Genomic DNA, 21,787 nt, shown 5'->3' with positions numbered 1-21,787 from the left:
GCGAAAATCCCTCGCCCCCCCTTGGTTGCCATGTCCGCACTCCCTCCCGACACCGACACGCGCCCCGTTGAAGCCCCGCCCGCTGCCGCCGGGCGGGTGCCGGGCCCTCCAGCGCCGCCGGACACGGGCGAACCGGCTCCCGCGGCCGTGCGCCGCAGGCCGCCGCCGGGCGAGCGCCGCGTGCAGATTCTGCAGGCGCTCGCCGGCATGCTGGAGCAGCCCGGCGCCGAGCGCATCACCACCGCCGCCCTGGCCGCGCGCCTGCAGGTGAGCGAGGCGGCGCTCTACCGCCACTTCGCCAGCAAGGCGCAGATGTTCGAGGGGCTGATCGACTTCATCGAGCAAAGCGTCTTCACCCTGGTGAACCAGATCATGGAACGCCCCACCGAACAGCCCGGGCCGGCCGACGGCGCCCAGCGGGCGGCGCGCATCGCGGCGCTGGTGCTGCAGTTCGGCGAGCGCAACCCCGGCATGGTGCGCGTGATGGTGGGCGATGCGCTGGTGCTGGAGAACGAGCGCCTGCTGCAGCGCATGAACCAGTTCTTCGACCGCATCGAGTCATCGCTGCGGCTGTGCCTGCGACCCGCGGCGGATGCCGCCGGCTCGGCCGCGCCGACCGTCGATGCGCAGGTGCGCGCTGCCGCGCTGTGCGATCTGGTGCGCGGGCGGCTGCAGCGCTTTGCGCGCTCGGGCTTTCGGCGGCTGCCCACCGAGCAGCTGGACGCATCGCTGCAGCTGCTGGTCTAGGGACGCTCTGCACACATCGAGCGGAAGTTGAGCGCGGTGCGGTGTTGTGCGTCGCGTTGCCTCGCGTCGCGTCGTGTGGCGTATGTGTGCTCCTCCTCCATCGCACCACCGTCCGTTCGGGCTGAGTCCGCCCGAGCCTGGGCGCAGGACTGGCGAGATGCGGTGCCCTCGTCAACGCCTTTAGGATCCGACGGAACCCCACCCGATGCCAACCGCCCCAACTGGCGCTGCAAGTGAGCACAGGCTTCGCGCAATGCCCACGCGGTTGCATCTTCCAGTCGCCCGGCGGCACGCGCACCAGCGAATCGACGCCTTCAGGGTTTTCCCTGGCAAACCCTCATCCGCAACGCGGAACTGATCTCCAGCGCAGGTTTTCATGCAAAATAGAACGACCGTTCGTTTTATTTTGCACATGGCTGATACGTCCTCCCCCTCCAAACCCGCGCGCGGCGCTGCCCGTGACGGGCGGGCCCTGCAGAAAGGGCAGCAGACCAAGGCGGTGATCGTCGAGGCCGCGCTGGGTCTGGCCACGCACATCGGGCTGGAGGGGCTGTCCATCGGCGCGCTGGCCGACGTGACGGGCATGAGCAAGTCCGGCGTGTTCGCACACTTCGGCTCGCGAGAAGAACTGCAGATCTCGGTGGTGCGCGAATACCACACGCGCTTCGAGCAAGAGGTGTTCTATCCCGCCATGGCCGCGCCTCGCGGCGTGGCCCGGCTGCGCGCCATGTTCGGCAACTGGATGCAGCGCACCTCCATCGAGATCGACTCCGGCTGCATCTACATCAGCGGCGCCGTGGAGTTCGATGACCGCGCCGGCCCGGTGCGCGACGCGCTCGCCAGTTCGGTGCTGACCTGGCTGGCCGCGATGAAGCGCGCCATCGAGCAATCGATGGAGCTGGGCGAGTTGCGCGCCGACGTGAACCCCGAGCAGATGCTGTTCGAGATCCACGGCCTGATCCTCGCGCTGCACTATGAAGCGCGCTTCCTGCAGACCCCCGGTTCCATCGACCGGGCGCATGCCGGCTTCGACAACATCCTGGCGCGCTATGGCGTGGCCGAGGCCGGCGGCGGCTGAACACGGCGGGCCTTTTTCCTTTTTTCGGCAACCCTTTTCCATCCCTTTTTTCGTTCATTTCCATCAGGAGCCCACATGCCCAGCTACACGCCGCCCCTGCGCGACATGCAATTCGTGATGCACGAGGTCTTCCGCGTCACCGACGAGTTCAAGGCCATGCCCCAGCATGCCGAAGTCGATGAAGACACCATCAACGCGGTGCTGGAAGAGGCCGGCAAGTTCGCCGCCGGCGTGGCCTTTCCGCTCAACATCTCGGGCGACGAAGAGGGCTGCACGCTGTACAAGGCCACGCATGAAGTGACCACGCCCAAGGGCTTCAAGGAGGCCTATGCGCAGTACATCGAAGGCGGCTGGGCGGCGCTGTCGTGCGACCCCGAGTACGGCGGCCAGGGCCTGCCGTTCGTGGTGAACCAGTGCCTCTATGAAATGCTCAACAGCGCCAACCAGGCCTGGACGATGTACCCCGGCCTCTCGCACGGCGCGTACGAAGCCCTGCTGGCGCACGGCACCGACGAGCAGAAGAAGACCTACCTGCCCAAGCTGGTGAGCGGCGAATGGACCGGCACCATGTGCCTGACCGAACCCCACTGCGGCACCGACCTCGGCATGCTGCGCACCAAGGCAGAGCCCGTGGCCGGCGCACCGGAAGGCACCTACAAGATCACCGGCAACAAGATCTTCATCAGCGCAGGCGAGCACGACTTCACCGAGAACATCGTCCATCTGGTGCTGGCCCGCCTGCCCGATGCGCCGAAGGGCAGCAAGGGCATCAGCCTGTTCGTGGTGCCCAAGTACCACGTCAACGCCGACGGCTCGCTGGGCGAGCGCAACCCGATCTTCTGCGCCGGCCTCGAGCACAAGATGGGCATCCACGGCAACGCCACCGCGCAGATCGCCATCGACGGCGCCATCGGCACGCTGGTGGGCCGGCCGCACAAGGGCCTGCAGGCCATGTTCGTGATGATGAACGCCGCCCGCCTGGGCGTGGGCAACCAGTCGTTGGGGCTGACCGAGGTGGCCTTCCAGAACGCGCTGGCCTATGCCAAGGACCGCATCCAGATGCGCAGCCTCTCGGGCACCAAGGCGAAGGACAAGGAAGCCGATCCGATCATCGTGCACCCCGACGTGCGCAAGATGCTGCTGACGGCCAAGGCCTATGCCGAAGGCGCTCGCGCGCTGCAGATCTACTGCACGCTGCTGCTGGACAAGGCCCATGGCCACCCCGACGAGAAGGTGCGCAAGGACTCGGATGAACTCGTCGCGCTGCTGACGCCCATCGTCAAGGCCTTCATCACCGACAACGGCCACATCAGCACCAACGCCTGCATGCAGGTCTTCGGCGGCCACGGCTTCATCAAGGAATGGGGCATGGAGCAGTTCGTGCGGGACAACCGCATCAACATGATCTACGAAGGCACCAACACCATCCAGTCGCTGGACCTGCTGGGCCGCAAGGTGCTGGGCAACAACGGCGCCACGCTGAAGAAATTCGGCAAGCTGGTCGGCCAGCTGGTGGCAGAAGAAGGCGTGAACGAGAAGATGGCCGAGTTCATCAACCCCATCGCCTACCTGGGCGAGCAGATGACCAAGTTCACCACCGAGATCGGCTTCAAGGGCTTCCAGAACCCCGACGAAGTGGGCGCCGCCGCCGTGGATTACCTGCGCGTGGCCGGCCACCTGGTGTTCGGCTACCTGTTCGCCCGCATGGCCCAGGTGGCGCTGCGCCAGATCGCCGCTGGCAATACCGACCCGTTCTACGTCGCCAAGCTGCAGACGGCGCGCTTTTACTTCGCCAAGCTGTTCCCCGAGACAGCCACGCTGATGCGCACCGCCCGCGCCGGCGCCAAGCCGCTGATGGACACCGACGCCGCGCTGGCCTGAGCGTCGCACGCTTGCAATCTTCTTAACGTTTTTGCCCTGGAGCCCTTATGAATAAAGCGCTAGCAGCTATCTTTTGTGTAGCAATCGCCGCCCCTGTCTGGGCCCAGGTCACGCCCGTGGGCACCTGGCGCAGCATCGACGACAAGACGGGCGAAGCCAAGGCCCAGATCCGCATCGGCGAAGCGGCGGGCGCGCTCACCGGGCGCATCGAGAAGTCGCTGAAGAAAGACACGGCCCCCGACGCCGCCTGCGTGGAGTGCACCGACGACCGCAAGGGCCAGCCCATCGCCGGGCTGGAGATCATCCGCGGCGGCAAGAAAGCCGAGGGCAAGGACGTGTGGGAAGGCGGCAAGATCCTCGACCCCGAGAGCGGCAAGGAATACCGCGCCAGCTTCACTCCCATCGATGGCGGCGCCAGGATGGAAGTGCGCGGCTACCTGGGGCCGTTCTGGCGCACGCAAACGTGGCAGCGCGTCCAATAAATCCATTCGACAAGAAACACCATGTCCCGATTCCAAGTGAAGAAAGTCGCCGTGCTCGGCGCAGGCGTGATGGGCGCACAGATCGCCGCCCACCTCGCCAACGTGAAGGTGCCAGTCGTCCTCTTTGATCTTGCGGCCAAGGAAGGCCCGAAGAACGGCATCGTCGCCAAGGCCATCGAAGGGCTGAAGAAGCTCAAGCCCGCGCCGCTGGGCGTGGCCGAAGACGCCGCGCTGATCGGCCAGGCCAACTACGAAGAGCACCTGGACCAGCTGCGGGAATGCGACCTCATCATCGAGGCGATCGCCGAGCGCATGGACTGGAAGCTCGACCTCTACAAGAAGATCGCGCCCTTCGTCGCCAAGCACGCCATCGTGGCGTCGAACACCTCGGGCCTGTCGATCACCAAGCTGTCCGAGGCGCTGCCCGATGCGATCAAGCCGCGCTTCTGCGGCATCCACTTCTTCAACCCACCGCGCTACATGACGCTGGTGGAACTGATCGACACGCCCACCACCCGGCCGGAAGTGCTGGACCAGCTCGAAGCCTTCGTCACCAGCGGGCTGGGCAAGGGCGTGGTGCGCGCGCACGACACGCCCAACTTCATCGCCAACCGCGTCGGCATCGCCGGCATGCTGGCGACGATGAAGGAGGTGGAGAACTTCGGCCTCACCTACGACGTGGTGGACGACCTCACCGGCAAGAAGCTGGGGCGCGCCTCCAGCGGCACCTTCCGCACCGCCGACGTGGTGGGGCTGGACACGATGGCCCACGTCATCAAGACGCTGCAGGACAACCTGACGGAAGAGACAGACCCGTTCTACGGCAGCTTCGGCACGCCCGAGGTTTTGAACAAGCTGATCGAGATGAAGCACCTGGGCCAGAAGTCCAAGGCCGGCTTCTACAAGAAGGTGGGCCGCGACATCCTGCGCTTCGACCTGGCCGAAGGCGACTACGTGCCGGGCGGCCAGAAAGCCGATGAAGTCTATGGCCGCATGCTCAAGAAGCCCGCCGCCGAGCGCCTGAAGCTGCTGCGCAATGCCGAGGGCGCGCAGGGCCGCTTCCTCTGGGCCATCCTGCGCAACAGCTTCCACTATGCCGCCGTGCACCTGGCCACCATCGCGGACAACGCCCGCGACGTGGACCAGGCCATGCGCTGGGGCTTCGGCATGAAGCAGGGCCCGTTCGAACTCTGGCAGGAGGCCGGCTGGCTCGACGTGGCGAAGATGATCCAGGAAGACATCGACGCGGGCAAGGCGCTCTCCAAGGCGCCGCTGCCCGAGTGGGTCTTCAAGGGCCCGGTTGCCGAGGCCGGCGGCGTGCACACCGCCGAGGGCTCGTGGAGCGCGTCGAAGCAGAAGTTCGTGCCGCGCCGCCAGCTGCCCGTCTACGAGCGCCAGCACTTTCCCGAAAAGCTGCTGGGCGAAACCCACCTGCCCGACTGGCGCAAGGCCGGCACCACGGTGGCCGAGTCGGACGCGCTGCGCACATGGACTCTGGACGGCAAGATTTTGATCGCCAGCATCCAGAGCAAGATGCACGCGATAAGCCCTGATGTGATGGAGGGCCTGGTCGAAGCCATCGACACCGCCGAGCGCGAGTACGACGGCCTGGTGATCTGGTCCGGCGACGCGCCTTTCAGCGTGGGCGCCGACCTGGCCGCCACCATGCCCGCCTTCGTCGTGGCCGGCATCTCCGCCATCGAAAGCGTGGAGCAGGAGCTGCAGAACCTGATGCTGCGCCTGCGCTACGCCCAGGTGCCGGTCATCTCGGCCATCCACGGCATGGCGCTGGGCGGCGGCTGCGAGCTGGCCGTGTATTCGGCACGCCGCGTGGCCCACATGGAAAGCTACATCGGCCTCGTCGAAGTGGGCGTGGGCCTGGTGCCCGGCGCGGGCGGCCTGACCTACATCGCCCGCCGCGCGGCCGAGAACGCCGCCGCCTCCACGGGCAAGGACCTGCTGCCCTTCCTCACCGAAGGCTTCACCGCCGCCGCCATGGCCAAGGTGGGCACGAGCGCGCTGGAATCGCGCAAGCTCGGCTACCTGCTGGAGAGCGACATCGTCGTGCCGCACAAGGACGAGGTGCTGTTCGTCGCGCTGAATGAAGCGAAAGCCATGGCCGCCAGCGGCTGGCGCGCGCCCCACAAGCGCCTGTTCCCGGTGGCCGGGCGCAGCGGCATCGCCACCATCCGCGGCTCGCTGGTCAACATGCGCGACGGCGGCTTCATCAGCGACCACGACCAGCACATCGCCACCTTGATCGCCGAGATCGTGTGCGGCGGCGACGTGGACGCCGGCACGCTGGTGAGCGAGGAATACCTGATGGCGCTGGAGCGCAAGGCGTTCTGCGCGCTCATCCAGCACCCCAAGACGCAGGAACGCATCCTGGGCATGCTGAACACCGGCAAGCCGCTGCGCAACTGATCGGCAGGCCGCATGACCCCGACCCCGGACCTGGCAAGCGTCTTCGCGCCCAACCGGCTGCAACTGCAGCTAGAGCAGATCGACGACTACCCGAAGTTCCTGCGCCCCTGGGTGCGCAACCTGGTGCTGCGCCGCGCCGTGCCGTTCACCCGGACGGCCGGCGTGGAGTTCATCGAGATGTCGCCCAACCGGGTGGAGGTGCGCCTGGGCAACCAGCCCCGGGTGCGCAACCACATCGGTGGCATCCATGCCTCGGCGATGAACCTGCTGGCCGAGACGGCCACCGGCATGGCCGTGGGCCTGAACGTGCGCGACGACTGCGTGCCGCTCGCCAAGCACATGACGATGGCCTTCCGCCAGCGCGCCACCGGCGCCCTGCGCGCCGTGGCGGTGCTGACCGACGCGCAACGCGCCGCGATGCAGGCCGATCCCAAGGGCGAGATGCAGGTGCAGGTCACCGTGACGGACGAAGCCGGCGTGGCGCCGGTGGAATGCGAATTCACGTGGGCCTGGGTGCCGTCCAGCCGGCCCGCCAAGTAACCGACCGACCCAACCGAAACCACTGACCCACCGATCGAGCAATCGATGGATTGAAGGAGCCTTCTCCATGGCAAAACAACTGCAGGACGCCTACATCGTCGCCGCCACGCGCACGCCCATCGGCAAGTCGCACCGCGGCTTCTTCCGCAACACCCGGCCCGACGACCTGCTGGCGACGACGCTGAAGGCCGCGCTCGCCCAGGTGCCCGGTCTGGACCCGGCCTCCATCGAGGACATCATCTGCGGCTGCGCCATTCCCGAGGGCGCGCAAGGGCTGAACGTGGCGCGCATCGGCGCCGTGCTGGCGGGCCTGCCCACCAGCGTGGGCGGCATCACCGTCAACCGTTTCTGCGCCTCGGGTCTGTCGGCCGTGCAGATGGCGGCCGACCGCATCCGCGTGGGCGAGGCCGAGGTGATGATCGCCGCCGGCGTCGAGAGCATGAGCATGGTGCCCATGATGGGTAACACGCCGTCCCTCTCGCCCAGCATCTTCGCGCGTGACGGCGACGTGGGCATCGCCTACGGCATGGGCCTGACGGCCGAGAAGGTCGCCCAGCAGTGGAAGGTGAGCCGCGAAGACCAGGACGCCTTCGCGCTGCAGTCGCACCAGAAGGCGCTGGCCGCGCAGCAGGCCGGCGAATTCGCCGACGAGATCACGCCCATCGAAGTGACCGACCGCACGGCCGACCTGGAGGCCGGCGAGGCCATCGCCCAAACCCGCACCGTGTCGCTGGACGAGGGCGCGCGGCCCGACACCAGCCTGGAGGGCCTGGCCAGGCTCAAGACCGTGTTCGCCGCGCGCGGCTCGGTCACGGCGGGCAACAGCTCGCAGACCAGCGACGGCGCGGGCGCGCTGATCCTGGCGAGCGAATCGGCCGTCAAACGCTTCGGGCTCACGCCGCTGGCGCGCTTCGTCAGCTTCGCCAGCAAGGGCGTGCCGCCGAGCATCATGGGCATCGGCCCGATCGAGGCGATTCCGGCCGCGCTGCGCTATGCCGGTCTGCAGCAGCAGGACATCGACTGGTTCGAGCTGAACGAGGCCTTCGCCGCGCAGTCGCTCGCCGTCATCCGCCAGCTGGGCCTGGACCCGGCCAGGGTCAACCCCATGGGCGGCGCCATCGCCCTGGGTCACCCGCTGGGCGCGACGGGCGCCATCCGCGCCGCCACCGTGGTGCATGCGCTGCGCCGCAAGAACCTGAAGTACGGCATGGTCACGATGTGCGTGGGCATGGGGCAGGGCGCTGCGGGCATCTTCGAAAAAGTCTAGGGAAGCTCTGCACGAATCGAGCGGAAAGTGGGCGCTGCGGATCGGGAGGGGCTGCAAGGCGCAAACCGCAGCCATAGCGGGGCTATGGCGAGGATTTGCAACGCCGCAGACTGCCCGAATCCGCAGATGCACACGGCGCGGTGATTCGTGCAGAGGTTCCCTAGGTACAACCCCCTGAGCCGCTTTGCGGCTTCCCCCTTCTCTCGCGCTGGCGCGCGGGAAGGGGGACGACGCCGGTGGCCGGGCAAAGCCCGTTCTACGGCGTCTGCTGGCGAATACCTTCGGGGCGCTGCTGTGTCCAGTCACCGGTACGACGCTCATCCGCTTGCAACCACGGCACACTAGCTCACCATGACCGAACCCCTGCACCCCCTGGACGATGCGCTGGCGCTCACGCCCGACGGCGCCGACCGCTACACCGGCCACACCACGCCCGACTACTGGAACATGGTGGGCCCTTTCGGCGGCGCCACGGCCGCCACGCTGCTGCAGGCTGTGATGCAGCACCCCGCGCGGCTGGGCGAGCCGCTGGCGCTCACCGTCAACTACGCGGGCGCGGTGGGGCAGGGCGACTTCACGGTGCAGGCCACCCCGGTGCGCACCAACCGGTCCACCCAGCACTGGACGCTGTCCATCACCCAGCCCGGCCCCGATGGCGAGCCCGTGACCACCACCACCGGCACGGCCGTGACGGCGGCCCGCCGCGAGACCTGGGGCATCACCGAGACCCCCATGCCCGATGCGCCCGCGCCCGAAGGCCTGCAGCCGCTGGGCCAGGGCCTGGGCGTGGCCTGGCTCGACCGCTACGACCTGCGCCCCGTGGCGGGCGACATGCCGCAGCAGTGGGATGGCCGCACCAGCGAGGGCAGTCTCACGCGGCTCTGGATGCGCGACGCGCCCGAGCGGCCGCTCGACTTCTGCGCGCTCGCCGCGCTGGCCGATGTGTTCTACCCTCGCGTCTGGCTGCGGCGGGCGCAGCGCGTGCCGGCGGGCACGGTGTCGCTCACCGTGTACTTCCATGCCGGCAGCGCGCAGCTGCAGGCCACCGGCACCGGCCATGTGCTGGGCCAGGCGCGGGCGCAGGAGTTCCGCAACGGCTTCTTCGACCAGACCGCGCAGCTTTGGAGCCGCGCCGGCCTGCTGCTGGCCAGCAGCCACCAGATCGTCTACTACAAGGAATGAGGACCACGACATGACCGACACCACCCACGCTGGCCAGGGCCAGGCCCCGGAGGACATCCTCGTCCACACCGAAGCCGGCATCACCACCATCACCTTCAACCGGCTGGACAAGAAGAACTCCATCACCCGCGCCATGTACGCTGCGCTGGCCGACGCCTTCGACGCGGCCGCGCAGGACGCCAGCGTGCGCGTGGTGGTGCTGCAGGGCGACGTGGCCATCTTCAGCGCCGGCAACGACATCGGCGACTTCCTGCAGCAGACGCCGTCCACGCAGGACTCGCCCGTGTTCCGCTTCCTGCGCGGCATCGCCACTTTCCCCAAGCCCGTGGTCGCCGCCGTCTGCGGCCCGGCCGTGGGCATCGGCACCACCTTGCTGTTCCATTGCGACCTGGTCTATGCGGGTGACAACGCCGCGTTCTCCATGCCCTTCGTCAACCTGGGCCTGTGCCCCGAGGCTGCGTCCAGCCTGCTGGTGCCGCGCATGTTCGGCTACCACCGCGCCGCCGAGGCGCTGCTGCTGGGCGAACCCTTCATGGCCGAGGCCGCGCTGGAGGTGGGCCTGGTCAACCGCGTGGTGCCGCCCACCGAATGCAACATGGTCGCGCAGACCCAGGCCCGCAAGCTGGCCGCCAAGCCGCTGTCGTCGCTGATCGAAACCAAGCGCCTGATGAAGCACGGCCAGCAGGCCGAGGTGCTGGAGCGCATCGCGCAGGAGGGCGAGAGCTTCGGCCGCATGCTGGTGCAACCCGCCGCCAAGGAAGCCTTCAGCGCGTTCATGGCCAAGCGGCGCCCGGACTTCAGCGCGACCTGAGCGGCCGGGCGGCGTCGTTTCTAAAGCGAAATCACCCGCCAGCGCCGATGGATAAAGCGCTTGGTGCTATGAAAATAATAGTGAATCACGGAGAAGGTTCCCCAACGTGCAGCCCATGCCCGATTTCGAACCCGAGTTCATCGCCGGCCTGACCGACATCTTCGAGGAGCGCATCGTCTTCCACCAGCTGCTGGGCCTGAAGGTGCACAGCGTGCGGCCCGACGAGGTGGCGGCGCGCATCGACATGAAGCCCGAACTGGTGGGCTACTACGGCCACCAGCGGCTGCATGGCGGGGTCATCAGCGCGTCGCTGGACGCGATGGGCGGGCTGGCGGTGATGGCCGCCATCGGGGCGCGGCACATGGACGAATCGCCCGCCCAGCGCCTGCAGCGCTTCGCCCGCCTGGGCACCATCGACCTGCGGGTGGACTACCTGCGCCCGGGCGTGGCCAGCGACCACTTCACGATGCGCGCCGAGGTGCTGCGCCTGGGCTCGCGGGTGGCCAGCACGCGCATGGAGTTCTTTGGCGCCGACGGCGCGCTGCTGTCGGTGGGGGCCGCTGCGTACATCGTCGCGTGACGGTGGCAGGCGGGCGCCGACCGCGCTTTCGCGATGCCGGCAGCCCCTTCGATGTGTGCCGCTGCAAGCCCTGCAAGCGCATGCAACCAACGAGCGGTTTGGTTACCGTTCTTGCGTAACAGTGGGATCTTTCACCGCGCACGGCTTCTAGCATGGCCCTCTTTTCAAGGAGATCTGATGGCCGTGCAAAACCCCTTCTTCGGCAAGCGTGAACCCGACGCCTTCCAGCCCCGTCAGCCCGGCTCTGTGCTGGGCGGCGCCACCACGCCCGGCAGCGCTGCCACCGCCGCCAGCCCGCTCGCAGGCGGCCCGGCGGTGAACAAGCCGCTCTCCGGCACGTCCTCCGCCGCGCCGGGCGGCGAAGGCGTGGGCAGCAAGCTCACCGTTGGCCCGAACATCAAGCTCAAGGGGGTGGAGATCACCGATTGCGACACCCTGGTGGTCGAAGGCACTGTCGAAGCCACGATGGATTCGCGCGTGATCCAGATCGCCGAACAGGGCGCGTTCCGCGGCTCGGCCGAGATCGACATCGCCGAGATCCACGGCGAATTCGACGGCACGCTGACGGTGCGCCAGAAGCTGGTGATCTACAGCACTGGCAAGGTCACCGGGAAGATCCGCTACGGCAAGGTGGTGATCGAGGAAGGCGGCCAGCTCTCGGGCGAGATTGAGGCCGGTGGCAGCGCCAGCCGCAGCGGCCAGTCCAGCACTTCGGCCTCCACGGCCTACGCCCGCAACGATTCGCCCGCGTTGGCTGCGGCCTGAGCACCACGGCACGCGGGGCGGGGGGTTCCCGCCAGCCCCGCAGGAGCGCGATTCCGCTGCCCCCTGATCGTTCGCCCCCGGTTCCCGCGCATCACGGCGCTGCGGAAACCGGGGGCGTTTGCATTGCCGGGACGGTCCAGGACGGTCCGGTCCCGCGGCCTACCCAGTAATTCGCATTTGTTTGCAAATTACTCCTATGCTTACGGTCGTCCTCACGTTGATCGACCTGTCCATGAAATCCCGTTCCGCCCCCTGGGTCATCGCCGCGTGCGTCGGAATGCCCGCCCTGGCCGCCGATATCTCCCTCACGCCGCCCAGTGGCGGTGGCGTGCTGCTCAATTCGGCCCCTGACACACCGGCCTTGCGGGTCAGCCCTGCGGGCGTGCAGTTGCCGGGTCTGCCCGGCACGGCAGCGACCTTCCAGCAGGTGGTGTGCCGCGACGCGACCGGCGTGGTGGGCAACTGCGACCCGTCAGCGCTGGCGGGCCCCCGGGGTGCCACCGGTGCCACCGGCGCCACCGGCGCGGTCGGCGCCACCGGCCCGGCCGGAGCCACGGGGCCTGCCGGTGCCACCGGCCCGGCGGGCGCCACCGGCGCGGTGGGGGCGACAGGCACTGCGGGGGCCACTGGCTCGGCCGGCGCCACGGGCCCGACCGGCCCGCAAGGCGTGCAGGGCCCCACCGGCCCGGTCGGCGCCCAGGGCGCAGTCGGACTCAACTGGCGGGGCGCGTGGTCGGGCGCGGCCACCTACGCCGCGCGCGACTCAGTGCAGTACCAGGGCTCGTCGTATGTCGCCGTCGCCTCCGTGGTGGCGGCGGGCAGCACCCCAGGCCAGTCGGGCGACTGGTCCCTCCTGGCGGCCAAGGGCGCGGACACGGCCGCCACGGTGGTCGGGCTTTCGCCCGGTGCCATCCAGACCAGCGCCACGCTGCCGCTGGTGAACATCGCTTCGGCGAACGCCATCGGCACCGGCACCGCCGCGCTGGTCAACGTCGCCACCGACAGCGGCAACCAGGCCCTCATGCGCCTGTCCGATGACGGCGCCTTCACCGTCGGCGGCACCTCCGGCAACGGCAACACGCCCGCCAGCGGGGCCGGCGTGCGCATGATGTGGGTGCCCTCCAAGTCCGCGTTGCGCGCAGGCCGCGTCGACGGTGGCGGCGCGACCTACTGGAACGACGCCAACATCGGCGACGCCTCCGCTGCGTTCGGATGGAACACGCGGGCCCTGGGCCCGTACAGTTTCGCGGCCGGGCAGGGCACCACGGCCCAGGGCGACAGTTCCGTCGCGCTGGGCAACAACGGGAACGCCCAGTCCGAACGCAGCTTCACCTTCAACGGCACGGCATCGGGCGTGGGCGCAGTCGCCATCGGCAGCGGCGCGCAGGCCACCAACGACGACACCCTGGCCATGGGGCCGAGCTCCATCGCCAGCGGCCTTGCCGCGATCACGATCGGGCCGTCCATCGCGACCGGCAGCTTCGGCGTGGCGCTCGGCCTGCAGAACAAGGCGAACGCGAATTTCACCGTCGCCATCGGCAAGAACGCCTCGGCCCTGCACCAGGGCAGCATCGTGCTCGGCGACGGCTGCGCGTCGTTCAGCAGCGACGACGTCCGCACCACCGGCAACAACCAGTTCGTCGCACGGGGCTGTGGCGGGATCTACCTGTATACCAGCCAGAACCTGTCCTCCGGCGTTACCGTGGCGGCCGGCGGGGGCGCATGGAACAGCATCAGCGACCGGAACAAGAAGGAGAACTTCGCGGACGTGGACCCGGTGGCCGTGCTCGAGAAGGTAGCGGCCTTGCCGATCCAGAGCTGGAACTACAAGACCCAGGCGCCCGCCATCCGCCACCTGGGGCCCACCGCACAGGACTTCCGCGCCGCCTTCGGCCTGGGCGAGAACGACACCACCATCAACACGGTGGATGCCGATGGCGCCGCCCTGGTCGCCATCCAGGGCCTGCACACGCTGCTCAAGGAGCAGCGCGATGCGATCGCCGAGCAGCGCCTGATGATCGAGCAGCTGCGCGCGGAGATCGAGCGCCTGAAGCGCTGAGCACGGCAGCGGCAGCGGCCGCGCCGGGCGCTCAGCCCGCGTGCGGCAGGCCTTCCTGCACACCCCCGGGGGCTGCCGCGAGCGCGGGAATCGGCCGGGGCCGGCCCGCCGCGTCGATGGCCACGTAGGTCAGGCGGGCCTCGGTCACCTTCACATAGCGGCCCTGCGCGGCGAAGCGTTCGGCATATACCTCCACCTGCACGGTGACCGAGGTGCGGCCCACCCGCTGCACGCTGGCGAAGAACGAGAGGATGTCGCCCACCCGCACCGGCTGCTTGAACACGAATTCGTTCACGGCCACCGTGGCCATGCGGCCCTGCACGTGGCGCGCGGGCAGCACCGAGCCCGCCAGGTCCACCTGCGCCATCACCCAGCCACCGAAGATGTCGCCGTTGGCGTTGCAGTCGCCCGGCATGGGGATGACCTTGAGCACCAGCTCCTTGTCGGCAGGCAGTGCGGTGATGGCGGCGGTAGTGGCGGTGGCGGCGGGCGCGGCCGACGGGGGCGTCGCGCTGGCGGATTCGGTCATGGGCACAATCTCGGTAAAAACAACAACCGGAATTGTCCTTCATGCGCCCCCACGGCGAATCTGCTGCCTCCCCCCACGCTCCGCATTCCCACGCGTCCCCGCACGGCGGCTCCCCGCATCCGGCGGCGGCGCATTCATCGGCCTCCGCTGACCCGGCGGCGCCGCCCGCCCCACGGCGCTCCGACTGGGGCACCATCGCCCGCCTGCTGCCCTATCTGTGGCAGTACAAATGGCGCGTGGTCGCGGCGCTGGTGTTCGTCATCGGCGCGAAGACGGCCAACGTCGGCGTGCCGCTGCTGCTCAAGCACCTGGTCGATGCGATGACGATCACGCCCGGCAATCCCGCCATGGTGGTGGTCGTGCCGGTGGCGCTGATCGTGGCCTACGGCTTGCTGCGCCTCTCCACCTCGGTCTTCACCGAGCTGCGCGAGCTGGTCTTCGCCAAGGCCACGCAGGGCGCGGCCCGCACCATCGCGCTGCAGACCTTCGAGCACCTGCATGCGCTGTCGCTGCGCTTTCACCTGGAGCGGCAGACCGGCGGCATGACGCGCGACATCGAGCGCGGCATGGGCAGCATCCAGTCGCTGATCTCGTTCACCCTCTTCAACATCGGCGCCACGCTGATCGAGGTGTTCATGGTGCTCACCGTGCTGGCCGTGCGCTTCGACGCCTGGTTCGCCTGGATCACGCTGGGCGCGCTGGCGCTCTACATCGCCTTTACCGTCGGCGTGACCGAATGGCGCACGCACTTTAGGCGCCAGGCCAACGAGTTCGATTCGGCCGCGCATGCCAAGGCCGTCGACTCGCTGCTCAACTACGAGACCGTCAAGTACTTCAACAACGAGGCTTTCGAGGCACGCCGCTACGACGAAAGCCTGCAGCGCCTGCGCCGCGCGCGGCTGAAAAGCCAGACCTCGCTGTCGCTGCTCAACACCGGCCAGCAGCTCATCATCGCCACCGGCCTGGTCTGCATGCTATGGCGCGCCGCGCAGGGCGTGGCGGACGGGCGCATGACGGTGGGCGACCTGGTCATGGTCAACGCCTTCATGATCCAGCTCTACATACCGCTCAACTTCCTGGGCGTGATCTACCGCGAGATCAAGCAGAGCCTGACCGACCTGGACAAGATGTTCACGCTGATGGACCGCGAGCGCGAGGTGGCCGATGCGCCCGGTGCCGTGCCGCTCGTGCTGCAGGGGCCGCCCGCCGTGCAGTTCGAGGACGTGCACTTCGCCTACGACCCGGCGCGGCCCATCCTGCGCGGGGTCAGCTTCGAGATCCCCGCCGGCCGCACCGTGGCGGTGGTGGGGCCGTCGGGGTCCGGCAAGTCCACCCTGGCGCGGCTGCTCTACCGCTTCTACGACATCCAGTCCGGCACCATCACCCTCTCCGGGCAGGATGTGCGCACCGTCACGCAGGACAGCGTGCGCCGCGCCATCGGCATCGTGCCGCAGGACACGGTGCTGTTCAACGACACCATCGCCTACAACATCGCCTACGGCCGGCCCGGCGCCACGCAAGGCGAGGTGCAGGCGGCCGCGCAGGCAGCGCGCATCCACGGCTTCATCGCCGCCACGCCTCAGGGCTACGCCACGCCGGTGGGCGAGCGGGGGCTGAAACTCTCGGGCGGCGAAAAGCAGCGCGTGGCCATCGCCCGCACGCTGCTGAAAGACCCGCCCATCCTGATCTTCGACGAGGCCACCAGCGCGCTCGATTCAGCCAACGAACGCGCCATCCAGGCCGAGCTGCAGAGCGCCGCCGAGGGCAAGACCACGCTGCTGATCGCGCACCGCCTCTCCACCGTGGTGGACGCGCACGAGATCCTGGTGATGGACGCAGGCCAGATCATCGAGCGCGGCACGCATGCCGAACTGCTGGCACGCGGCGGGCGGTACGCGAGCATGTGGGCGTTGCAGCGCCACGAAAGCCAGGGAGGGGAGTAGCGCAGTAGCGCCCGCCCCAGGTCAGGGGTGCAACCGGTTTGTAGTGCTGTTTGCAATACACGACTAAAATTCGGGAATGACCACACTTGCCAACCACCCCCTCTCGTTGCGCCTTGCCGTGAGCGACCTGGCCATGATCGACCGGGCCGCCATGCTGCGCGGGCGCTCGCGGACCGAGTTCATGCGCGATGCGGCGGTGCGTGCGGCGGAAGAGGCCTTGCTCGAAGCCCTGCCCATCCGCATGAGCCCTGAGAGCTTCGAGGAATTCCTGGCGGTGCTGGCCGCGCCCGGCACGGCGGTGCCCGAGATGGTGGAGGTGTTGCAGCGCCCCGCGCCCTGGGAACGCGCTTCGTGAAGATCGAGGGGCCGCAGGCCCTGACGGCGCAGCACGAGGTGGCCTCGTTTTCGTGTGGCCATCCCGCGTTGGACCGGTGGCTGCAGACCCGCGCGCTGTCAAATCAGCAGAAGGGCTTCACGGCGGTGGTCGTGGTGCATGTCGAGGGGCGCGTGGTCGGCTTCTATGGCCTGTCGCCCACGGCGGTACTGCCCGCGCAGTTGCCGCGATCCATCCGCACCGGACAGCCGCCCGATCCCGTGCCCTGCCTGCTGCTCGGCCAGTTGGCCACGGACAGCCGCTGGGCGGGACAGGGCGTGGGCACGGGACTGGTCAAGCACGCCTTGCAGCGCAGCGTGGCGGCGGCCCGGCTGATCGGCGGACGTGCCTTGGTCGTGCATGCGGTGGACGAGGGCGCGGCGGCATTTTGGTTGCGGCGGGGGTTTGCGGCGTCGCGCGACGACCCATTGGTGCTGTTCCGATCGATGGCGGACATTGCGGCGTCGGTGGCCGCAGTGGGTGGAAATTTGGAATGAAAAAGGCCTCTGGCGCAGATGGATCAAGCGCTGGATGCTATTAAAAAGTGAGTGATCTGAGCAGCACCATGGACATAGACGATCTCCAGGCGCAACTGCGCTCCTTTGCCGCCGACCGCGACTGGCAGCCCTTCCACACGCCCAAGAACCTGGCGATGGCGCTGATGGTCGAGGCGGCCGAGCTGCTGGAGCTGTTCCAGTGGCTTACGCCGCAAGAGTCCCGGTCACTGGCGCAGCAGGCCGAAGGGCGGGAGCGTGTGGGCGAGGAGATGGCCGATGTGCTGCTGTACCTGCTGCAGCTGGCCGATCACACGGGCGTGGACCTGGAAGCTGCCGTCGCCCACAAGCTGCAAATGAACGCCATCAAGCACCCGCCCCTGGTGCGTTGACAGCCCGAAAGAAAAGCCCCGCAGGTGCGGGGCTTCGGGGCTGAGGGGGGGCGCTCAGGGCTTGCGCGCCGCAATCGCCTTTTCCGCCGCGCTCACCAGGTCGGTGCCGATGGGGCCCTTCCACTTGTCCACCACCGGGCGGGTGGCCTTGGTGAAGGCTTCACGCTCTTCGAGGGTGAGCTGGGTGACGGTCACGCCGTGGCCAGCGATTTCCTTGAGCAGCGGCTTGTCGGCTTCCACCAGGCCCTTGCGGGCGATGGCGATCTGCTCCTTGCCGGCGTCGATGGCCGCCTGCTTCACGATCTCGCGGTCGGCGGGCGTCCAGCTGTTCCAGATGTCCTTGTTCACCACGAAGACCAGCGGGTCGTTCATGTAGCCCCAGAGCGTGATGTGCTTTTGCGCCACGGTGTAGAGCTTGGCAGCCATGTAGACCGACAGGGGGTTTTCCTGCCCATCCACGGCGCCGCTGGCCATGGCGGGCTGAGCGTCGGCCCAGCTCATCTGCGTGGGGTTGGCGCCCAGCGCGGTGAAGGTGTCCAGGAAGAGCGGCGAGCCGACGACGCGGATCTTCATGCCCTTCAGGTCGGCGGGGCTCTTGATGGCCTTCTTGGAGTTGGAGATCTCGCGGTAGCCGTTCTCGCCCCAGGCGAGCGGCACCACGCCGGCCTTGTCCAGCGTCTGGAAGAGGGACTTGCCCACGTCGCCCTGCGTCACGGCGTCGACGGCGGCGTAGTCGGGGAACAGGAAGGGCAGCGAGAACAGGTTCAGCTGCTTGACCTGCGGCGACCAGTTGATGGTGGAGCCGATGGCCATGTCGATCACGCCCTGGCGCAGTGCGCTGAATTCGCGCGTCTGGTCGCCCTGGATGAGCGATACGCCTGGATAGAGCTTGATGTTGATGCGGCCCTGCGTGCGCTCGCGCACCTTGTTCGCCCAGATCTCGCCGCCCTTGCCCCAGGGGAAGGCCGTGCCCAGCACCAGCGACATGCGGTATTCGCTCTTGTAGTTGGTGGTGGCGCCGCTGGCCTGCGCCAGTGCGGGCGTGGCGCTGAAGGCGAGGGCGGCGGCAGCCGCCACGGCGGAGGTGAGGAAAGTGCGCAGTTTCATGGTTTCAGTCTCCTTGTCGTATGAATTCGGTCAGTAGCCCAAACGGGCCGGCAGCCACAGCGCGAGTTGCGGGAAGGCGATCACCAGCAGCATCACCAGGCCCATGGCCAGCAGCATGGGGCCGACCCAGCGCACGGTGGATTCCATGCGCACGCCGGCGATGCGGCACGACACCATCAGGTTCACCGCCAGCGGCGGCGTGAACTGGCCCAGGGCCACCTTGAGCGTGAGGATGACGCCGAACCACACCGGGTCCCACTGGTAGTGGTTCATGATCGGCAGCAGCAGCGGCACGAAGATGAGGAAGATCGAGATGCCGTCGAGGAACATACCCACGGTGATGAGCAGCAGGATGAGGAGCGCCAGCACGCCGTATTCGCCCAGGCCGGAATGCACGATGGCGTTGGCCACCGGGTCGATCACGCCCAGCGTGGACAGCGAGAACGCGAAGATGCCGGCGAGCGACACCACCAGCAGGATCACCGCCGACAGCTCGCCCGCCTCGCGCAGGATGGGGAACAGGTCGCGCACGCCGATGGTGCGGTGGATGCACATGCCCACGAAGAGGCCGTAGAACACGGCCACCACGGCGGCCTCGGTCGGCGTGAACCAGCCCGCGCGCATGCCGCCCAGGATCAGCACCGGCGCGGCCAGGCCCCAGGAGGCTTCGCGCAGGCTCTTCCAGAAAGCCGGGCGGGGCATGGCGGCCTCCAGCGCGCCCATCTTGTGGCGACGCGCCAGCCACACGGCCGGCACGATCAGCGCGATGCCGGCCAGCACGCCGGGGATCATGCCGGCCGCGAACAGTGCGGGCACCGAGGCGCCCGGCACCAGCACCGAATAGATGATGAAGGCGACCGAGGGCGGAATCAGGATGTCGGTGGCCGCAGCCGCGCCCACCACGCTGGCCGAGAAGCTGCCCGGGTAGCCGGCGCGGCTCATGGCCGCGATCATCACGCCGCCCACGGCGGCGGCGTTGGCCGGCCCCGAGCCCGAGATGCCGCCCAGGAACATGGCCACCGCAATGGCCACCAGCGGCAGCATGCCCGGGCCGCGCCCGACGATGGCGACGGCGAAGTTGACGAGGCGCAGCGCCACGCCCGAGCGATCGAAGATCGAGCCCACCAGCACGAACATCGGGATGGCCAGCAGCGGATATTTGCCCAGGCCGGCGTAGAAGTTCTGCGGCACGGCCAGCAGGCCGAACCACTGCGTTTCCTGGTTGGCCAGCGCGATGGCGGCGGCGCCTGCCAGGCCCAGCGCCGCGCCGATGGGCACGCCCACGAACATCAGCACCAGGAAGGCGACGAAGAGCAGCGTGGCGATCATGGCTGGCGCTCCGGTGGCAGGCCGTGGGCGTCCGCGTCCATGAAGAACGCATCGGGTCGGCGGCCCTGGCGGATGTAGAGGCCGATGGCGCGCCAGGTGATGAGCAGCGACAGGATGGGCAGCCAGATCGAATACCACCACTGCGGCAGGCCGATGCCGGGCGAGGTCTCGTCGAAGCGGAAGTCGTCGTACACCACGCGCACGCTCAGCACGGCGATCACGCCGAACAGCACGGCCACCAGGGCCGCGCCGAACTGCGCCAGGAAGCGGCGCCGCGCGGGGGAGCCGCGCTCGGCGAACCATTCGATGCGGATGTGCCGGTCGCGCGCTACGGCGGCGGAGCCGGCCACCAGGGCCAGCACGATCATCAGGAAGACGGAGATCTCCTCCGTCCACGCGAACGACGAATTGGTGAAGTAGCGCACCAGCACGTTGGCGAAGGTGATGAGCGCCAGCAGCGCCATGACGATCACGGTGAGCCAGTCTTCGATGCGCAGGGACCGGGGCGGGGCGTGGGGGTCGCGGGAATCGCGGTAAGGGGCCACGGAGACGTCGGGCGTGTCGCCGGACGGGGGATGTGCGGACATGGGAAAGGAGGACGGGCAGAGGGTCGGACAAACGCAGAACGCCGCAGGGCGGCAGGCAACACGGTCACTCTGCCAGCCGGTGTCGTGGACCGGCGGCGTGGACGAAGCACGGGCGCGGTGGGCGCCTGCCGCATTGTGCAGGCAAAGGTGCGTGCCGCCGCGTGGGGTGTTCCCGCACCGCAGCATGGCCCGCGCCGCGAACATAATGCGCGCCATGGAAACCAAGTGGCTCGAAGACTTCGTCAGCCTGGCGGAAACCCGCAGCTTCAGCCGGTCGGCGCAATTGCGGCATGTGACGCAGCCGGCCTTTTCGCGCCGCATCCAGGCCCTCGAGGCCTGGGCCGGCACCGACCTGGTGGACCGCAGCTCCTACCCCACGCGGCTGACGCCCGCCGGCAAGACGCTCTACGACCAGTCGCTGGAAATGCTGCAGGCGCTGCAGAACACCCGCGCCATGCTGCGCGCGCACACCAGCGCGGGCAAGGACATGATCGAGTTCGCCGTGCCGCACACGCTGGCCTTCACCTTCTTCCCGGCCTGGGTGTCCGGGCTGCGCGACAAGTTCGGGCCGCTGAAAAGCCGGCTCATCGCGCTCAACGTGCATGACGCCGTGCTGCGGCTGGTGGAGGGCGGCTGCGACGTGCTGATCGCCTACCACCACCCGTCGCAGCCGTTCCAGCTCGATGCCGACCGCTATGAGATGGTCACGCTGGGGCAGGAGGTGATCTCGCCCTATGCGAAAGCGGGTGCGGACGGGCAGCCGCTCTTTTGCCTGCCGGGCCGCCCGGGCCAGCCGCTGCCCTATCTGGGCTACGCGCCGGGCGCGTATCTGGGCCGGGTGACGGAGCTCATCCTCAAGCAGTCGAGCACCGCTATCCATCTCGACCGGGTATATGAAACCGACATGGCCGAGGGCCTGAAGGCGATGGCGCTGGAAGGCCACGGCGTCGCCTTCCTGCCGCACAGCGCGGTGAAGAAGGAGCTGCGCGCACGGCGCCTCGTCAGCGCGGCACCCGCCGGGGTGCAGGACCTGCAGATGGTGATGGAGGTGCGGGCCTACCGCGAGAAGCCCTCCGGCAAGGAGCCGCTCAAGGGCATGGCGCAGTTGCTCTGGGCTTACCTGCAGTCGCAAACGGTCAACGCGGGTGTTGTGTAACCGGGTGTTGCAGTTCGTAGGCTTCCTCGCCGCGGAATGACCCTTCGCCCAGCCCCACGGT

General features: G+C 68.5%; 21 protein-coding genes. 17 read left to right on the top strand and 4 right to left on the bottom strand.

The window, feature by feature from the left end; genetic code table 11:
• Positions 1 to 30: 30 nt before the first annotated feature.
• The 12 genes from slmA (at position 31) to ABWV53_RS00170 (ending at position 13,816) form a co-directional block, all read left to right on the top strand.
• The gene (gene slmA, locus ABWV53_RS00225; protein WP_353361719.1) at positions 31 to 747 is read left to right on the top strand and encodes a nucleoid occlusion factor SlmA; all 717 of its coding nucleotides are present in this window, start codon (positions 31 to 33) and stop codon (positions 745 to 747) included.
• A 412-nt stretch (positions 748 to 1,159) separates the two neighbouring features.
• The gene (locus ABWV53_RS00220; protein WP_353361717.1) at positions 1,160 to 1,825 is read left to right on the top strand and encodes a TetR/AcrR family transcriptional regulator; all 666 of its coding nucleotides are present in this window, start codon (positions 1,160 to 1,162) and stop codon (positions 1,823 to 1,825) included.
• A 75-nt stretch (positions 1,826 to 1,900) separates the two neighbouring features.
• Positions 1,901 to 3,706, top strand: coding sequence for an acyl-CoA dehydrogenase C-terminal domain-containing protein (locus ABWV53_RS00215; RefSeq protein WP_353361715.1), 1,806 nt, complete (start codon positions 1,901 to 1,903; stop codon positions 3,704 to 3,706).
• A 47-nt stretch (positions 3,707 to 3,753) separates the two neighbouring features.
• A complete protein-coding gene (locus ABWV53_RS00210; RefSeq protein WP_353361713.1) occupies positions 3,754 to 4,188 on the top strand; it encodes a DUF2147 domain-containing protein in 435 nt (144 codons plus the stop codon).
• Positions 4,189 to 4,209: 21 nt separating this feature from the next.
• Positions 4,210 to 6,612, top strand: coding sequence for a 3-hydroxyacyl-CoA dehydrogenase/enoyl-CoA hydratase family protein (locus ABWV53_RS00205; RefSeq protein ID WP_353361711.1), 2,403 nt, complete (start codon positions 4,210 to 4,212; stop codon positions 6,610 to 6,612).
• Between the two features lie 12 nt (positions 6,613 to 6,624).
• Positions 6,625 to 7,152 (top strand): DUF4442 domain-containing protein, encoded by a 528-nt coding sequence (locus tag ABWV53_RS00200; RefSeq protein WP_353361709.1) that lies wholly within the window; start codon positions 6,625 to 6,627, stop codon positions 7,150 to 7,152.
• 67 nt (positions 7,153 to 7,219) lie between these two features.
• Positions 7,220 to 8,419 (top strand): acetyl-CoA C-acyltransferase, encoded by a 1,200-nt coding sequence (locus tag ABWV53_RS00195; protein WP_353361707.1) that lies wholly within the window; start codon positions 7,220 to 7,222, stop codon positions 8,417 to 8,419.
• 351 nt (positions 8,420 to 8,770) lie between these two features.
• Positions 8,771 to 9,601 (top strand): acyl-CoA thioesterase, encoded by an 831-nt coding sequence (locus ABWV53_RS00190; RefSeq protein ID WP_353361705.1) that lies wholly within the window; start codon positions 8,771 to 8,773, stop codon positions 9,599 to 9,601.
• Positions 9,602 to 9,611: 10 nt separating this feature from the next.
• Complete coding sequence (locus ABWV53_RS00185; RefSeq protein ID WP_353361703.1) at positions 9,612 to 10,412, top strand: enoyl-CoA hydratase; 801 nt, start codon at positions 9,612 to 9,614, stop codon at positions 10,410 to 10,412.
• Positions 10,413 to 10,527: 115 nt separating this feature from the next.
• On the top strand, positions 10,528 to 10,992 hold the full coding sequence (locus tag ABWV53_RS00180) for a thioesterase family protein (protein ID WP_353361701.1): 465 nt from the start codon (positions 10,528 to 10,530) through the stop codon (positions 10,990 to 10,992).
• Between the two features lie 177 nt (positions 10,993 to 11,169).
• On the top strand, positions 11,170 to 11,757 hold the full coding sequence (locus ABWV53_RS00175) for a bactofilin family protein (protein WP_353361699.1): 588 nt from the start codon (positions 11,170 to 11,172) through the stop codon (positions 11,755 to 11,757).
• A 232-nt stretch (positions 11,758 to 11,989) separates the two neighbouring features.
• Complete coding sequence (locus ABWV53_RS00170) at positions 11,990 to 13,816, top strand: tail fiber domain-containing protein (protein WP_353361697.1); 1,827 nt, start codon at positions 11,990 to 11,992, stop codon at positions 13,814 to 13,816.
• Between the two features lie 31 nt (positions 13,817 to 13,847).
• Here the strand turns inward: ABWV53_RS00170 and ABWV53_RS00165 are convergent, their stop codons facing one another.
• Entirely contained in the window at positions 13,848 to 14,345 is a 498-nt protein-coding gene (locus tag ABWV53_RS00165; RefSeq protein WP_353361695.1) for an acyl-CoA thioesterase, read from the bottom strand.
• Positions 14,346 to 14,386: 41 nt separating this feature from the next.
• On the opposite strand from ABWV53_RS00165, the gene ABWV53_RS00160 reads away from it, so the two are divergent.
• The 4 genes from ABWV53_RS00160 (at position 14,387) to ABWV53_RS00145 (ending at position 17,547) form a co-directional block, all read left to right on the top strand.
• A complete protein-coding gene (locus tag ABWV53_RS00160; protein WP_353361693.1) occupies positions 14,387 to 16,288 on the top strand; it encodes an ABCB family ABC transporter ATP-binding protein/permease in 1,902 nt (633 codons plus the stop codon).
• Positions 16,289 to 16,364: 76 nt separating this feature from the next.
• Positions 16,365 to 16,643 carry a type II toxin-antitoxin system TacA family antitoxin gene (locus tag ABWV53_RS00155; RefSeq protein ID WP_353361691.1) on the top strand — a complete coding sequence of 93 codons (279 nt, stop codon included), beginning with the start codon at positions 16,365 to 16,367 and terminating at the stop codon, positions 16,641 to 16,643.
• Positions 16,640 to 17,158, top strand: a complete 519-nt coding sequence (locus tag ABWV53_RS00150; RefSeq protein WP_353361689.1) for a GNAT family N-acetyltransferase — start codon at positions 16,640 to 16,642, stop codon at positions 17,156 to 17,158. The genes ABWV53_RS00155 and ABWV53_RS00150 overlap by 4 nt, the downstream gene beginning before the upstream one ends.
• A 68-nt stretch (positions 17,159 to 17,226) precedes the next feature.
• The gene (locus tag ABWV53_RS00145) at positions 17,227 to 17,547 is read left to right on the top strand and encodes a nucleotide pyrophosphohydrolase (RefSeq protein WP_353361687.1); all 321 of its coding nucleotides are present in this window, start codon (positions 17,227 to 17,229) and stop codon (positions 17,545 to 17,547) included.
• 54 nt (positions 17,548 to 17,601) lie between these two features.
• Here the strand turns inward: ABWV53_RS00145 and ABWV53_RS00140 are convergent, their stop codons facing one another.
• Genes ABWV53_RS00140 through ABWV53_RS00130 form a run of 3 tightly spaced genes read right to left on the bottom strand, consistent with a single transcriptional unit; the run spans position 17,602 to position 20,570 of the window.
• Positions 17,602 to 18,654, bottom strand: coding sequence for a DctP family TRAP transporter solute-binding subunit (locus tag ABWV53_RS00140; RefSeq protein WP_353361685.1), 1,053 nt, complete (start codon positions 18,652 to 18,654; stop codon positions 17,602 to 17,604).
• A 30-nt stretch (positions 18,655 to 18,684) separates the two neighbouring features.
• Positions 18,685 to 19,983 (bottom strand): TRAP transporter large permease, encoded by a 1,299-nt coding sequence (locus ABWV53_RS00135; protein ID WP_353361683.1) that lies wholly within the window; start codon positions 19,981 to 19,983, stop codon positions 18,685 to 18,687.
• Positions 19,980 to 20,570 (bottom strand): TRAP transporter small permease, encoded by a 591-nt coding sequence (locus ABWV53_RS00130; RefSeq protein ID WP_353361681.1) that lies wholly within the window; start codon positions 20,568 to 20,570, stop codon positions 19,980 to 19,982. Before ABWV53_RS00130 ends, ABWV53_RS00135 begins: the two co-directional genes overlap by 4 nt.
• A 214-nt stretch (positions 20,571 to 20,784) precedes the next feature.
• Between ABWV53_RS00130 and ABWV53_RS00125 the strand changes: the two genes are divergently transcribed.
• Positions 20,785 to 21,726, top strand: a complete 942-nt coding sequence (locus ABWV53_RS00125) for a LysR family transcriptional regulator (protein ID WP_353361679.1) — start codon at positions 20,785 to 20,787, stop codon at positions 21,724 to 21,726.
• The last annotated feature ends 61 nt before the right edge of the window (positions 21,727 to 21,787 follow it).

The sequence above is a fragment of the Acidovorax sp. FG27 genome (genome assembly GCF_040365715.1).
GTDB lineage: Bacteria > Pseudomonadota > Gammaproteobacteria > Burkholderiales > Burkholderiaceae_C > Paracidovorax.
The sequence above is the reverse complement of the archived record's forward strand: the minus strand, read 5'-3'. Positions and strand labels throughout refer to the sequence as shown.